This is a genomic window from Paraburkholderia sp. JHI2823 (assembly GCF_038900695.1).
GTDB classification, from domain to species: Bacteria; Pseudomonadota; Gammaproteobacteria; order Burkholderiales; family Burkholderiaceae; genus Paraburkholderia; species Paraburkholderia mimosarum.
Map to the genome: position 1 here is coordinate 12,613 of NZ_JAYMRY010000048.1, position 15,283 is coordinate 27,895.

Here is a 15,283-nt window from a genome sequence, read left to right on the forward strand (position 1 = left end):
GTTCAGTCTCGCTCGGTGGATGCATTGACGTTCTGCACGACGTAGAACTTCGCCACGCGTTCGCTGCTTTCCCAACCGATCGATGCACCCCGCGGCACGAACAGCGCGTCACCGGCACCGAGCGACAGTACGCTGCCATCGGGCGCAGCGAACCGTACGGCGCCGTCCAGCAGGAGCATGAACTCGTTCACGCGATGCGGGCGGACGATCCGGTGATAGGGCGTCGAATCCCACGTGCCCGCGCAGTACGCGGCGCCGTCGTCGACGAACACGTTGTCGCTGCGGCATTGCGGCGCCGGACCAAGCAGCACCTCCGCCGGCAGCGTCGCGGATGGTTTGAAGTCAGCGTCGGCATGTAGCGCAAAGAGGCCGCGCTTCGTCGGTGTCGCGCACGCGGCCGCGCAGAACATCAGCAGCACCCGCGATTGCGCTGCGATGCGAAGCGCGGTGCCGCCGCCGATGACGGCGCCTTGCCGCGGGCCGAGCACCAGCGGCGCGGCGCCGGCCGCTTCGAGCGTCAGCTCACCTTCTACGACGATGATCGTTTCAATGTGCGGAAAGCTCGGCACGTCGAGCTCGCCGACGAAGCCGATACGCCCCGCGGCCATCGCGTCGGGCCCTTCCCATGCAATCTCCCGGTGTTGCGCGAACGGATCGCCCTCGCCGAACGCGTGCTTGCGGAAGGCGGTTGAAGAAGGTGCGCCGTCGGCACGGTGCAACACGAAAGCTGCCGTCATTTTTGCTCCTGTGCAGTGCGTGGCGGTTTGACTGAAACCGCCGCGCGATATCGGAAATCGTCGTTCGCCGGCTCTCCTGCCGGAAACCTTCAGGTCTACATAACATCCGTGATTGATGTTACGCCGCGTGACACGTCTCTTCGCGGCCTTCTGCGCACGTGCGCGTTTGCGACGTGCGCGTTTGCGACGTGCGCGTTTGCGACATGCGCGTTTGCGACGTGCGCGTGAGCGACATTGCCGTCGGCGACATGCACGCCGTCGCGCGCCCTTCCCGCGCTACCACGTAGTCGCGCGGCGTGATCCCGAGCACCCGCCGGAAATGTCGGCACAAATGGCTCTGATCGAAGAAGCCGACGTCGGTCGCGACGACCGACGGCGCGAGACCGGCGCACAACAGGTCCTGCGCACGCCGTACCCGCACGAGGCACAGATACCTGTGCGGCGACAACCCGGTTTCGCCGCGAAAGCGCGCAGTGAAACGCGACACGCTCAAGCCGGCTACCGAAGCGAGTGTGTCGAGGTTCAGCGGCTGCGCGAACGATGCGTCGATCGTGCGCAGCACATCGCCGATCGCCGGCGATACGGGCCGCGCGAGACCAGGCGAGCCAACGAATTGCACTGTCATATCGAATCCTCCCCGGCGCTCGTTTCAGTGCAGGAAATCCTGCATCCGGTAGTACGCGCCGACGAACGGCAGGAACCACGCGTGGCCGAAATGGCCGGGCATCGCGGGCCAGTCCAGCTCGCGCCACGGATTCGACGCGGCCGCGCCATACAGCACATCCGCCATCACGCGGCCCATGTGCACGGACATCTGCACGCCGTGGCCGCTGTAGCCCATCGAGTAGTAGAGCCCGTCGTGCTGGCCCGCGCGCGGAAGGCGGTCGGCGGTGATGTCGACCAGCCCACCCCAGCAGTAATCGAGCCGCACGTTGGCCAGTTCCGGAAAATAGCCGGCCATCCCGGCACGCAGGATCTCGCCGCTTCTCGCGTCGGAGCGCGGGCTCGACATCGCGAAGCGCGCGCGGCCGCCAAACAGCAGCCGGTTGTCGTGCGTCACCCGGAAGTAGTTGCCGATCTGGCGGGAGGTCACGTACGCGCGGCGGTTCGGGAACAGCCGGTTCAGCTGCGCATCGGGCAGCGGCTCGGTGACGACGATGAAACTGCCGACCGGCGCGATGCGTCGCCGGAACCACGCGAACGGTCCGTGCTGCGATGCGCCGGTCGCGACCAGCACGCGGTCGGCGACGATCGTGCCGCGCGTGCAGGCGACCGTATGGCGCTCGCCGTCGAGCCGTTCGAGCTGCGTGACGGCTGCGTGCTCGAAGATTCGTGCGCCCGAGCGCACGGCTGCCTGCGCCAGGCCAACGCCGAATTTGCCCATGTGCATCTGCGCGCCGTTGCTCTGCAACAGCCCGCCGTAGAAGCCGTCGGAATCGACTTCATCGCGGATCCGCGACGGCTCGATCAGTTCGATATCCGAATCGACGTCCCGTCGCAACAGGTCGAACGTCTTCGCGAGTCCTGCGAAATGCTGCGGCTTCGCGGCGAGCTTCAGCTTGCCCGCACGCCGGAAGTCGCAGTCGATCGCATGCTCTGCGACGATCGTCTCGACGCTCTTCACTGCGCTCTCGTACGCGCGATAGAACTGCTTCGCCGGCGCGGCGCCGATTCGGGCGACCAGCGACGCGTAGTCCTGCGCGACGCCGGTGTTGCACTGGCCGCCGTTGCGGCCCGACGCTTCGCCCGCGATCTGCGCGGCCTCGAGCAGGACCACCGATGCGCCGCGCTGCGCGAGCGCGAGCGCCGCCGACAATCCGGTGAAGCCGCCGCCGATCACGACCACGTCCGCACGCCCTTCGACGGGTCCTTCGCTGCCGGCGCGAAACGCCGGGCGGGTATCCAGCCAGTACGATTCCAGTTTCATCGAATCCTTTTCGAGCGTTCGTGCGACGACCATCGGCGACCGTCCATTGCAAACCATTTAATCACCATCAAAAAACGCAGTTGCCGCGCATTCGCGCGCGCAGCGCGCAGAAATCGCCGTTTTGCGCGATCGCCGCAGCAGACTATGCGGAACGCCGGCTGCCGCGGCACGCGCGATGAAAAGCGGCGTATTGCCCACTACGGATGCACCGGCTGCACCGGCGCGATGCCAACCTGAAGCGGCTCGGCCTGGAAGCGCGTGAGATCTTCCTCGCTTCGATGGCACAGCACCTTCGCACCGTTCTCGAGCGTGCGCAGCGCCGGTGCCGTCCGGTTGCAGACGCCGTCCACCCGCATCGCGCAGCGCGGCAAGAACGAACACAGCTCGGTGTCATCGGCGCTCGCGCCGATAGGCACCAGCGGCCGGTGGCAACGCTCGCCGGCATCATCGAGCCAGCCCGCGCGCAGCTCGGGCGCGGACGACACGAGCAGGTGCGAATACGGGTGGTAAGGCGGCGCGCACAGCGCGTCGCGGCTGCCGGTTTCGACGCGGCGGCCGGCGTACAGCACGACGATGTCGTCGCTGATCGCGCGCACCTTCGCAATGTCATGCGTGATGAACACGTACGACACGCCGAGCTTCGCCTGCAGCTCGCGCAGCAGATCCATGATCGCGGCTCCGACCACGGTGTCGAGCGCCGATGTGACCTCGTCGCACAGGATCAGGTCGGGCTCGGCCGCGAGCGCGCGCGCGAGGTTCACGCGCTGCTTCTGCCCGCCCGACAGCTCGCCGGTGCGCCGCGCGGCGACCGCCTGTGGCAGGCGCACGAGTTCGAGCAGCTGAGCGACGCGCTGCCGCGCACGCGCGCCCCTGATCCCGTGATAGAACGCGAGCGGCCGCGCCAGTGTGCGCTCGACCGTATGCACCGGATTGAGCGCGGTATCGGCATTCTGGAACACGATCTGCACGCGGCGGTGCTGCTCCTTCGTGCGCTTGCCGATGTCGAGCGCGAGCGGTTCGCCGTCGAGCAGGATCCGCCCGCCAGTCGCCGGCACGAGCCCCGCGATCACCTTCGCGAGCGTCGTCTTGCCGGAGCCCGACTCGCCGATCACGCCGACCGTCTGTCCGCGCCCGATGCGCAGGTCCACTTCGTGCAGGATCACCTTCGCGGGCCAGCCGTTCGCGGCGCGGCTGCCATAGCCGGCGATCACGCCGCGCACATCGAGCAGCGGGCCCGGTGCCGCGGGCGCAGGTTTCTCGTCGCGTTGCGCATCGCCCGGCGTGACCGCCGCGATCAGGCTCTGCGTGTAGGGGTGCGTCGGCGCATGCAGGATCTGTTCCGTAGCGCCGGTCTCGCGGATCACGCCGTCGCTCAGCACCACGATCCGGTCGGCCATTTGCGCGACCACGGCCAGGTCATGCGACACGTACACCGCGCTCATCCCGCAGCGCCGGATCACGTTCTTGAACGCCTGCAGCACGTCGATCTGCGTGGTCACATCGAGCGCGGTGGTCGGTTCGTCGAGGATCACGAGCTCCGGGTCGGTGATCAGCGCCATCGCGGCCATCAGCCGCTGCAGTTGCCCGCCCGACACCTGGTGCGGATAACGCTTGCCGATCGTCTCCGGCTCGGGCAGCGCGAGCGCGCGAAACAGCTCGACCGCCTTCGCCTGCGCATCGCGCTTCGTCAGGGTCCGGTGGATCAACGCGCTCTCGATCACCTGGTCGAGGATCGTGCGCGACGGGTTGAACGCGGCGGCCGCGCTCTGCGCGATGTACGCAACCTTGCGGCCGCGCAGCGCGGCCAGCGCCTGCGCCGGCAGCCTGCAGACGTCGATGCCGCCGAGCTTCACCGAGCCGCCGGCGATCCGGCAGCCGGCACGCGCATGGCCCATCAGCGACAGCGCGATCGTTGTCTTGCCGGAGCCCGACTCGCCGATCAGCGCTAGCACCTCGCCGCATCCGATGTCGAAGTCGACGTCGTGGACGATCGTCGTTTCCGCGCCGCCCGGACGGCCGCCGACCACGCGCAGTCCGCGCACTTCGACGAGCGGAGTCGATTGATCTCGCATCAGTGTTCTCCCGCGGCCACGGCCGCGCCCTTGCGGCGGCCGCGATGCGGCAGGCCGTCGATCAGGAGGTTGACCCCCACCGTCAGGATCGCGATCGCGACCGCTGGCATGATCGCGACGGCCGAACCGCCGCCGAGGCTGGCGATGTTCTCGCGCACGAGAGAGCCGAGGTCCGCATACGGCGGCTGTACGCCGAGCCCGAGAAAGCTCAGGCCGCTCAGCAGCAGCACGACGAACGTGAAGCGTAGCCCGGTATCGGCGAGCATCGGGTGGATCATGTTCGGCAGCATCTCGACGCACGCGATGTACAGCGCGCTCTCGCCGCGAGCCCGCGCGACCTGTACGAATTCGAGCGTGCTGATGTTGACCGCCAGCGCGCGCGCGATCCGGTACGAGCCCGGCATGTAGCTGACCGCGGCAGTGAGGACCAGGAGCGGCAGCGACGAGCCGAACGCGGCGACGAACATCAGCGCGAACATCTTCGACGGAATTGACGTGAGCGCGTCGAGCAGTCGGCTCATCGTCTCGTCGACCGCGCGGCCCGACACGGTCGCGAGCAACCCGAGCGTCGTGCCGGTCAGCGCGGCGAGCAGCACCGCCGCGAGCGCGAGCAGCACGGTGAGCCGCGTGCCGTACAGGATCCGGCTCAGCATGTCGCGGCCGAGGAAGTCGGAGCCGAACGGCAGCTTCGCGCTGAACGGCGCGAACACGTCCGACGTGACGATCTCGCCGACGTCGTGCGGCGCGAGCAGCGGCGAGAACGCCGCGATGAACAGCATCAGGCCGACCATCGACAGCCCGACGCGGCCGCCGGCCGTCAGTTTCATGCGCGGCGCGCGGCGCCTGGGCGGCTGGTCGGGGGAAGGTGCGGCAGGCGGCAAGCCGCCCCGCGGCGGGCGGGGCTCGCTTGGCGGCTGCAGCGTGCTGCTGCGTTGAACGGATTCGCTCGGGTGCATGGTCGGCATCTCGGTAGGAGGACGAAACACTCAGCTGCGCAGTCGCGGGTTCGACACGATCGAGCACAGATCGGCGAACAGCACGAGCGTCAGGTAAGCGACACAGAAGATCAGCGTGCAGGCCTGAACCAGCGGAAAGTCACGGTTGCCAACGGCATCGACCATCAGGCTGGCGAGGCCGGGATAATTGAAGATCGTCTCGACGACGATCACGCCGCCGAGCAGATACGACAGGCTCAATGCGATCGCATTCGCGATCGGACCGATCGCGTTAGGCAGCGCATGACGCAGCACGACTCGCGCGGGGCTCGCCCCCTTGAGCACGGCCATTTCGACATACGACGCGCTCAGCTGCTCGATCACTGCGGCGCGCGTCATCCGCGCCATTTGCGCGATCACGACCGCGCACAGCGTCAGCACAGGCATCGCATAGGCTCGCAGGAAATCGTGCACGCTGCCGATCGGGCCGCTGTACGACAGCGCGGACAACCACCGCAGCTTCACGGCGAACACGAGCACCGCGACCGTCGCGATCAGGAATTCCGGCGTCGCGACGAGAGACAGCGTGCCGAGGCTGATCACGCGATCGACCGCCGATTCGCGCTTGACTGCGGCGACGATGCCGAGCAGCAGCGCGATCGGCACCGACACGGCGGTCGTGATTGCCGCGAGCGTGAGCGACTTCGGCAGGCGTGTGCCGATCATCTCCGACACCGGCATATCGCCGGACAGCGAACGGCCGAAATCGCCGTGCAGCAGCCCCGCGAGCCAGTGCAGGTAGCGCACGTGCGCCGGCTGGTCGAGGCCGAACTGCTGGCGCAGCGCGGCGATCGTCTCCGGCGTCGCCGACTGGCCCAGCGCGGCCTGCGCGGCGTCCCCCGGCAGCAGGTTCGTGATCGTGAAGATGATGGCGGACACGATCAGCAGCGTCAGTACGGTCACCGCGATGCGCCGGCCGATCAGCGCGACGAGGATTCGGTTCATGAAGCAGGACTCCCGAAAAAGCCGCGCGCGGCGGCGGCAAGCGACGGCGTCAGGCGTTCCACCACACGTACTCGGCGAACATGCCGCCCATCATCGGACCGGTCGGGATCGAACCGAGGCCCCCGAGCCGCTTGTCGTACCCGTCGAGGAAACTGATGAACGCGGGGATCCCGACCCGGCCGTGCTGCGCCACGATCGTCTGCATCTCGCCGTACATCTGCTTGCGTTTCGCATCGTCGGTCTCGGAGCGCGCGGCGAGCAGCAACTGGTCGAAGTTCGCGTTGTTCCAGCCCGACTCGTTCCACGGCGCGTCCGACTTGAAGAACTGCGTGAACAGCACGTCGGCACTCGAGCGCGGATTGATGTTGCCGAAGCCGAGCGGATGCTTCATCCAGTGGTTCGACCAGTAGCCGTCGGCCGACACGCGGTTCACCTGCAGGTTCAGGCCGATTTTCTGGCCGGCCTGCTGCAGCAGCACGGCCATCTCGATCGATCCGTTCGCGTCGGACGTCGCATAGATCGGCGGCAGCGTGGAACCCAGCGCGCCGGCCTTCTGGAACAGGAACTTCGCCTTGTCCGGGTCGTGCGGCCGCTGCGGCAGCGACGCGTTGAAGTAGCGATGCCCCGGCGGAATCGGCTGGTCATTGCCGATCACCGCATAGCCGCGGAACACCGCCGAGCGGATCTGTTCGCGATCGAACAGGTACTTCATCCCTTCGACGAAATCGGGGTTCGCGGTAATCGGGTTTTCGCTACGCACGATCAGATCGGTATACAGGCCCGACTTGGTTTCCTTCAGCGCATAGCCCGGCGCGGATCCGACCTGCTGAGTCGAGCGCGGATCGATCGCGTTGATCAGGTGCACGTCGCCCGAAAGCAGCGCGTTGAGCCGCGCTGCGCTGTCGCTGATGCCGATCAGCTCGATCTCGTCGAGATACGGCATGCCCGGCTTGAAGTAGCTGTCGTTGCGCACGCCGACCGTCGACACGCCCGGCTTGAACGTCTTCAGCTTGTACGGGCCGCAGCCGATGCCGGTCGAGAAGTCGGTCGTGCCGTCCTTGACGATCACGAACTGCGGCGTCGCGAGGATCACCGGCAGGTCCGCGTTCGCGCTGGCGAGCGTGAGCGTGACTTCGTCAGGGCCGCTCGCCTTCGCGTCCACGAACTGGTCGGCGAGCGTCTTGACCTTCGACGCGGTGGTCGGGTTCTTGTGGCGCATCAGTGAAAACACCACGTCGGCCGGTCCGACGGGTTTCCCGTCGTGGAACGTGACGCCCTTGCGCAGCTTGATGACCCACGTCTTCGCGTCTGTCGTGTGCAGCGACTCGGCAAGATTCATCTGCGGCGTCAGGCTCTGATCGAGCTGCGTGAGGCCGCTATAGAACATGAAGAAGCGGATGTAGTCCGCGCCCGTCGAGCCCTTGGCCGGGTCCAGCGTATCGGCCGTCGAACTGGTATCGTTCGCGACCCGGATCTTGCCGCCGCGCTGCGGCGCGGGCGCGGCGAAGGCAGTCCGGGGGTTCACCAGCAGTCCGCCGGCGCCGGCGGCCATCATGCCGCTCGCCGCCATGACCCGCATCATGTCGCGGCGCGTGAAGCCACCGTTGCCGCCGCCGTTGTCGATATCGTCGCTCATCCGAACTGCTCCTGACTGTGGTAAGTGGATCGTGGGGTCCAGCGTAGTTCTTCAACCCCGCCGCGCCCGCTTGCTGGTGGCGGGTGCGACGTCGTGCGCATGCAACTCATTTAAGCACCGCCAAAATGCGGTTTGTCGCGATTCGGGCCGCCCTCACGATACGAATCGACCGTTTTGAGCCACCCGCGCAGCATTGTTTGCTGCGTGCGCGCCCGTATCGCCGTTGGCCGAACGCAGAATGATGGCCGCCGCCTGTTAACCGTTCGGTACAGAATTAAGCGCGGGCGCCGCTTACAGCCCGAGCTGCGTTGCGAGATGGCCGATGTCCGACACTTCGTAATAGTTGTAGAAAGGCGTGCCCGGCTCGTGGCCGCGATTGACGAACGCCTTGTGCTTGATGCCGAGATCCTCGGCCGTCATCAGGTCGTAGCGCAGGCTCGACGACACGTGCAGCACGTCCTCGGGCTTGCAGCCGAGCTTGTCGAACATGTACTCGAAGCCTTGCATGCGCGGCTTGTACGACTGCGCCTGCTGAGCGGTGAACACCGCATGGAACGGCGCGCCGAGCTTGTCGACGTTGCTCATGATCTGGTCGTCCATTGCGTTCGACAGGATCACGAGCTTGTACTTGCTGGCGAGCCGCGACAGGCCGGCCGGCACGTCCGGATGCGGACCCCAGGTCGGCACTGCCAGATAGAAGCGCTCGGCTTCGGCTTCGTCGAACTTCACGCCGACCCTCGCGCAGGTGCGCCGGATCGCATTGACGACGACGTCGCGAAACGGCTTCCACGCGCCGAGCACCTCGTCGAGCCGATAGGCGGCGAACGCTCGCACGAACTGTTCGAGCGCGACCGGCGACAGCCTGTCCGCGTAGACCTCGCGCGCCATCTCGCCCATTCGGAAGTGGATCAGCGTGCCGTAGCAGTCGAACGTGATGTACTTCGGTTCAAATTGAATCATGGTGAGGTCCTGTCGGTGTGAAGCCCCGGCAGGGCCGGGGACGGGCTGGGTTCAACGAAATTGAATCAGGGCAAAAAGTCGTTCGCGCATCGTTCGGCGCGGTTCCAAACGCATAATCGTCGCGTATTGCACGCAGCGAGCAGCACGATCTGCGGCGCGGCCGGGAGAAGCGCCGCCGTGGCCTTCGCGGGCGTGGCGCGCGGCATCCAGCGGTGCGACATGGCGACGAACGACGACGCCACCGTGCTTCCATCGTAGTGGCATGCGCGCGGCAGAAGCTGCGGGATCGATGCGCCGCGATGGCACGAAACACGCGTTCGTTGGCACCGGGCGCGCCGGATTGCGTTGATTTCGCACGCGCGGCCACTGCCGCGGCGAAACAGGCGAATCGTCCTATCCGGGCCGCACCGGCGCTGGCAGAGTGAGGACGTCAAATCTACCGCTTTGGAGTCCGGCGTGGCCGACCTCAATCCTTCCCGCACGCTTATCTATCGCCCGTTCGCCGAAACCGACCTGCCCGCCGCGCATCGACTCTCGCAAGCGGTCAAGTGGCCGCACCGGCTCGACGACTGGCGCTTTGTGTTGCAGCTCGGCAGCGGCTTCGTCGCCGAGGACGAATCCGGCGTCGTCGGCACCGCGCTCGGCTGGCCCTTCGGCGACGCGCACGCGGCGCTCGGCATGGTGATCGTGTCGCCCGAGCATCAGGGCCGCGGCATCGGCCGCGAACTGTTCTCGCGCGTTCTCGACAGCCTCGGCACGCGCACGATATTCCTGCATGCGACACCATCGGGAGAACCGCTCTACGCGAAGTTCGGCTTCAAAGCGACCGGCACGATCGACCAGCACCAGGGCGCGGCGTTCCAGCCGCCGCTGATTTCGCTGCCGCCGGGCGAGCGCCTGCGCCCGCTCGGGATCAACGACGGCCCGCGCCTGGCCGAACTCGCATCGCGCGCGGCCGGCTACGAGCGCGGCGCGGTGATCGACGCGCTGCTCGACTTCGCGAACGGGATCGCGCTCGATCGCGATGGCGAACTGCTCGGCTTCGCGCTCTTTCGCCGTTTCGGCCGCGGACATGTGATCGGCCCGGTGATCGCGCCGGACGCGCTGCGCGCGCAGGCGCTCATCAGCCACTGGCTCGCGCTGCACGAGGGCATGTTCCTCCGTCTCGACGTGCCGGGCGACAGCGGGCTGTCGGACTGGCTGCAGGGGCTCGGCCTGCCGCGCGTCGATACCGTCGTCGCAATGGCACGCGGCGCGGTGCCCGCACGCGAACCGGCGCTGCGCGCGTTCGGGATCGTCAACCAGGCGCTCGGCTGAGCAGTACGGGATGAGTTTCCTGTACAAATCCGATCCGGTACGCGGCGCCCAATGGGCTCAGCGCTTCGCGCAAAAGGCGCCCGACCTCGCATTCCGCATCTGGCCCGACATCGGCGATCCCAAGGCCGTCCGCTATCTCGCCGCATGGCAGCCGCCGGACGACCCGGTCGCACTGCTGCCGAACCTCGAGGTCGTGTTCTCGGTGGGCGCCGGCATCGACCAGTTCGACCTGTCGAGCGTGCCCGCACATATCCCCGTCGTGCGGATGATCGAGCCGGGCATCGTCGAAGGCATGGTCGAATACGTGACGCAGGCGGTGCTGACGATCCACCGCGACCTGTTCGACTACGCGGCGCAACAGCGCGCGCAGGTGTGGCGCGAGAAGCCGGTGCGCGCGGCCGCGTCGCGCCGCGTCGGCGTGCTCGGCATCGGCACACTGGGGCAGGCCGTGCTCGACATGCTGCGCCGCTTCGGTTTTCCGTGCGCCGGCTGGAGCCGCACCCCGCGCACGCTCGACGGCGTCGACTGCTACGCGGGCGACGCCGCGCTCGATGCGTTCCTCGCCCGCACCGACATCCTGATCTGCCTGCTGCCGCTCACCGGGAGCACGCGCGGGCTGCTCGGCGCGCGCGTGTTCGACGCCCTGCCGGCCGGCGCATCGCTCGTGCAGGTCGGGCGCGGCCCGCAGCTCGACGCGGCCGCGCTGCTCGCGGCGCTCGACAGCGGCCGGCTAGACAGTGCGATCCTCGACGTGACCGAACCGGAGCCGCTTCCGGCAGGCCACCCGTTCTGGACGCATCCGCGCATCCGGATCACGCCGCACATTGCCAGCGCAACGCGGCCCGGCACCGCGGTGGACGCCGTGCTCGCAAACATCGCGCGCCATCGCGCAGGACAGCCGATGATCGGCGTGGTCGACCGCGCCCGCGGCTACTGACTCGCGCCCCGCCCAGCGAAACGCGCAGCAGAAAATGCGGAAGCGTCCCGTGCAAACGCCGTGTTCATACGTTTCAGGCCGCAAATTGAAGGCGCATGCGGATTTCTCGCCCGGTAGCATGAACTCACCGCTGACAACCGACCAGAGTCCCGCCCCGCCATGAACCAAGCCGAGCTGATCGAAGCCGATCGTCAACACCTGATCCACCCCGTCGTCAACTATCGCGCGCACGAGTCGCGCGGCGTCACCGTCCTCGATTCCGCGGAAGGCGTGTTCTTGCGCGACGCCGACGGCCATACGCTGCTCGACGCATTCTCGGGCCTGTGGTGCGTCAACGTCGGCTACGGCCGCGACAGCATCGTCAAGGCCGCCGCCGACCAGATGGCGAAGCTGCCGTACGCGACCGGCTATTTTCATTTCGGCTCGCAACCCGCGATCGAGCTGGCCGACCGGCTCGCGTCGCTCGCGCCGCCGTCGCTGAACCGCGTGTACTTCACGCTCGGCGGCTCGGATGCGATCGACTCCGCCGTGCGTTTCATCACGCACTACTTCAACGCGACCGGCCGCCCGTCGAAGAAACAGATGATCGCGCTCGAACGCGGGTATCACGGTTCATCGTCGATCGGTGCCGGCCTCACCGCGCTGCCGGCGTTCCACCGCCACTTCGACCTGCCGCGCGCGGACCAGCACCATATTCCGTCGCCCTACCCGTACCGCCACCCGCTCGGCGACGATCCGCAGGCGCTGATCGCCGCGTCGGTCGCCGCACTCGAGGCCAAGGTCTCGGAACTCGGCGCGGACAACGTCGCGGCGTTCTTCTGCGAGCCCGTGCAGGGCTCCGGCGGCGTGATCGTGCCGCCGGCCGGCTGGCTGCGTGCGATGCGCGACGCATGCCGGCGCCTCGGCATCCTGTTCGTCGCCGACGAGGTGATCACCGGCTTCGGCCGCACCGGGCCGCTGTTCGCGTGCGAGGCCGAACGGGTCGACCCGGACCTGATGACCGTCGCGAAGGGGCTGACCGCCGGCTACGCGCCGATGGGCGCAGTGCTGATGTCCGACGAAATCTACGAAGGCATTGCGGGCAGCCGGTCGGAGTCGGCCGTGGTCGGACACGGCTACACGTATTCCGCTCATCCGGTCAGCGCGGCGATCGGCCTCGAGGTGCTGAAGCTCTATCACGAAGGCGGCGTGCTCGCGAACGGCCAGGCGATGGCGCCGCGCTTTGCCGCGGGGCTCGACGCGCTGCGCGCCCATCCGCTCGTCGGCGATGCGCGTTCCATCGGCCTTCTCGGCGCGCTCGAACTGGTGGCCGACAAGGCGCGCAAGACGCGCTTCGACCCGGCGCTCGACTTGTCCGACAAGATTGCCGCAGCAGCGTACGCGAACGGCGTGGTGTTCCGCGCATTCAGCGACGGCGTGCTCGGTTTCGCGCCGGCACTGAGCTTCACCGCGGGCGAGTTCGACCTGCTGTTCGAACGCGTGCGCAAGACGCTCGACGACGTGCTGGCCGATGCGGCCGTGCAGCGCGCGCTGGACGTCGCGCAAACGCAGCCAGCATGAGCCCGGTAAGGGAAGCCCGGCTTGTGGCGGCCATCGTTCGACTCTAAAGTAACCAGACATTCCATTTTCGCCTTTTCACGTGAACATTACGGACAGCAAGCTGGATCGCATCGACCTGCGCATCCTCTCCCAGTTGCAAAAACGCGGCCGCATGACCAACGTCGAACTGGCCGATGCGGTCGGGCTGTCGCCCAGTCCGTGCCTGATCCGGGTGAAGCGGCTCGAGAAGGCCGGCTACATCGGCGGCTACGGCGCGCACATCCAGCTCGAGAAACTCGGCGACGTGCAGGTCGTGTTCACCGAGGTCACGCTGGCCGACCACCGTCGCGAGGACTTCGACCGTTTCGTCGCGGCGATCCGCAACGTCGACGAGATTGTCGAGTGCCACCTCGCGAGCGGTGGCTACGACTATCTGCTGAAGTTCATCACACGCAGCGTGAGCCATTACCAGACGATCGTCGAAGGGCTGCTCGAGCAGAACATCGGCATCGAGAAGTATTTCAGTTACGTGATCATCAAGTCGCCGTTCGTCAAACGGCACTATCCGCTCGAATCGCTGTTCGGCGAACGTCACTGACGGTCGGTGTGCGCCCCTGCAACGCGGCAGCCCGCTGTCCGCGCGCGGGGAGTCGCGCGCCCGCACCGCCGGGGGCGTCGCTGGATCGCTTCATCCAGGGACCTGCCATGCCGCTTACACTGACCCGAACCGAACTCCTGCGCTCCACCAACCTGATCGACGGCACGTGGCGCGACGCGCTCGACGGCGCTCGCTTCGACGTCACCGATCCGGCGACGCTCGAGACCGTCGCCCATGCCCCTGATAGCGGCGCGGCCGACGCGCGCGCCGCGACCGACGCGGCCGCACGTGCGCTGCCAGCATGGCGCGCGACGCCCGCTCGCGAACGGGCCGCCATCCTGCGGGCGTGGCACGCTTCGATCGTCGCGCACACCGACGATCTCGCGAAGCTGATGTCGCGCGAACAGGGCAAGCCGCTCGCCGAGGCGCGCGGCGAAGTCGCCTACGGCGCATCGTATGTGCTGTGGTTCGCGGAAGAAGCAACGCGCACGTACGGCGACATCATTGCGCAGCAGCAGCGGGGCAAGCGGCTGAGCGCGGTCAAGGAGCCGATCGGCATCGTCGCCGCGATCACGCCGTGGAATTTCCCGCTCGCTATGATCGCGCGCAAGATCGCGCCCGCGCTCGCAGTTGGCTGCACGGTGGTCGCGAAGCCTGCGGAGGACACGCCGCTGACCGCGCTCGCGCTCGCGTTCCTTGCGCAGGAAGCCGGCGTGCCGCCCGGTGTGCTGAACATGATCGCCGCGTCGCGCGAGCGCGGCATCGACGCGGTAGCCGACTGGCTCGCCGACGGCCGCGTGCGCAAGATCACGTTCACCGGATCGACGCCCGTCGGCAAGCTGCTCGCGCGTGAGTCGGCCGCGACGCTGAAGAAGCTCTCGCTCGAGCTCGGCGGCAATGCGCCGTTCATCGTGTTCGACGACGCCGAGCTCGATGCCGCGGTCGACGGATTGATGGCGGCCAAGTTCCGCAACGGCGGCCAGACCTGCGTGTCGCCCAATCGCGTGTACGTGCAGGCCGGCATCTACGATGCGTTCGCCGAGAAGCTCGCCGCGCGTGTGGCAGAGCTGAAGGTTGCGCCCGCGACCGATCCGGCCGCGCAGATCGGCCCGATGATCAACGCACGCGCGGTCGACAAGATCGCGCGCCATGTCAGCGACGCCATCGAGCGCGGCGCACGCGTGCTCACGGGCGGCAAGCGTCTGCCCGAACTCGGGCCGAACTACTACGCGCCGACGGTGCTCGCCGACGCCACCGCCGACATGCAGCTCACCTGTGAGGAAACCTTCGGTCCGGTCGCCGCGCTGTTTCCGTTCGACACGGAGGACCAGGCCGTCAACGCCGCGAACGACACGCCGTTCGGGCTCGCTGCGTATTTCTACACGCAGGACTTAAGGCGGATCGCACGCGTGTCGGCGCGGCTCGAAACGGGCATCGTCGGGATCAACGAGGGTGCGCTCGCGAGCGAGGCCGCGCCGTTTGGCGGCGTGAAGGAATCGGGCTACGGCCGCGAAGGCTCGCGCTATGGCCTCGACGATTACCTGTCGATCAAGTACCTGTGCCAGGGCGGACTCGACTGACTCGCGCCGCCGCGAACGGGGCGCCGCCGTCGGCCACGCT

The 15,283-nt window shown here is 67.6% G+C and carries 13 protein-coding genes; 5 read left to right on the forward strand and 8 right to left on the reverse strand.

Features of this window, described 5'->3' with window-relative positions; translation table 11 throughout:
* Positions 1-2: 2 nt before the first annotated feature.
* From VSR34_RS32735 to VSR34_RS32770, 8 genes are all read right to left on the reverse strand, one after another.
* Positions 3-737: a cupin domain-containing protein gene (locus tag VSR34_RS32735; RefSeq protein ID WP_028213796.1), complete on the reverse strand. Its 735-nt coding sequence runs from the start codon at positions 735-737 to the stop codon at positions 3-5.
* A 118-nt stretch (positions 738-855) separates the two neighbouring features.
* Complete coding sequence (locus VSR34_RS32740) at positions 856-1,362, reverse strand: AraC family transcriptional regulator (RefSeq protein WP_342964562.1); 507 nt, start codon at positions 1,360-1,362, stop codon at positions 856-858.
* Between the two features lie 24 nt (positions 1,363-1,386).
* Positions 1,387-2,721, reverse strand: a complete 1,335-nt coding sequence (locus VSR34_RS32745) for an FAD-binding oxidoreductase (RefSeq protein WP_342964563.1) — start codon at positions 2,719-2,721, stop codon at positions 1,387-1,389.
* A gap of 140 nt (positions 2,722-2,861) precedes the next feature.
* On the reverse strand, positions 2,862-4,736 hold the full coding sequence (locus VSR34_RS32750) for an ABC transporter ATP-binding protein (protein ID WP_028213850.1): 1,875 nt from the start codon (positions 4,734-4,736) through the stop codon (positions 2,862-2,864).
* Entirely contained in the window at positions 4,736-5,692 is a 957-nt protein-coding gene (locus tag VSR34_RS32755) for an ABC transporter permease (RefSeq protein ID WP_036045470.1), read from the reverse strand. The genes VSR34_RS32750 and VSR34_RS32755 overlap by 1 nt, the downstream gene beginning before the upstream one ends.
* A gap of 30 nt (positions 5,693-5,722) precedes the next feature.
* On the reverse strand, positions 5,723-6,676 hold the full coding sequence (locus tag VSR34_RS32760) for an ABC transporter permease (RefSeq protein WP_028231505.1): 954 nt from the start codon (positions 6,674-6,676) through the stop codon (positions 5,723-5,725).
* Between the two features lie 49 nt (positions 6,677-6,725).
* On the reverse strand, positions 6,726-8,312 hold the full coding sequence (locus tag VSR34_RS32765; protein WP_342964564.1) for an ABC transporter substrate-binding protein: 1,587 nt from the start codon (positions 8,310-8,312) through the stop codon (positions 6,726-6,728).
* Positions 8,313-8,603: 291 nt separating this feature from the next.
* A complete protein-coding gene (locus tag VSR34_RS32770) occupies positions 8,604-9,272 on the reverse strand; it encodes a haloacid dehalogenase type II (RefSeq protein WP_028231507.1) in 669 nt (222 codons plus the stop codon).
* A 456-nt stretch (positions 9,273-9,728) separates the two neighbouring features.
* Between VSR34_RS32770 and VSR34_RS32775 the strand changes: the two genes are divergently transcribed.
* The 5 genes from VSR34_RS32775 (at position 9,729) to VSR34_RS32795 (ending at position 15,243) form a co-directional block, all read left to right on the forward strand.
* The gene (locus tag VSR34_RS32775) at positions 9,729-10,589 is read left to right on the forward strand and encodes a GNAT family N-acetyltransferase (RefSeq protein WP_028231509.1); all 861 of its coding nucleotides are present in this window, start codon (positions 9,729-9,731) and stop codon (positions 10,587-10,589) included.
* Positions 10,590-10,599: 10 nt separating this feature from the next.
* Positions 10,600-11,526, forward strand: a complete 927-nt coding sequence (locus tag VSR34_RS32780) for a glyoxylate/hydroxypyruvate reductase A (RefSeq protein WP_028231510.1) — start codon at positions 10,600-10,602, stop codon at positions 11,524-11,526.
* Positions 11,527-11,685: 159 nt separating this feature from the next.
* Positions 11,686-13,086, forward strand: a complete 1,401-nt coding sequence (locus tag VSR34_RS32785) for an aspartate aminotransferase family protein (RefSeq protein WP_342964565.1) — start codon at positions 11,686-11,688, stop codon at positions 13,084-13,086.
* Positions 13,087-13,171: 85 nt separating this feature from the next.
* On the forward strand, positions 13,172-13,663 hold the full coding sequence (locus VSR34_RS32790) for a winged helix-turn-helix transcriptional regulator (protein WP_006749694.1): 492 nt from the start codon (positions 13,172-13,174) through the stop codon (positions 13,661-13,663).
* 107 nt (positions 13,664-13,770) lie between these two features.
* Positions 13,771-15,243, forward strand: coding sequence for an NAD-dependent succinate-semialdehyde dehydrogenase (locus tag VSR34_RS32795; protein ID WP_028231512.1), 1,473 nt, complete (start codon positions 13,771-13,773; stop codon positions 15,241-15,243).
* The last annotated feature ends 40 nt before the right edge of the window (positions 15,244-15,283 follow it).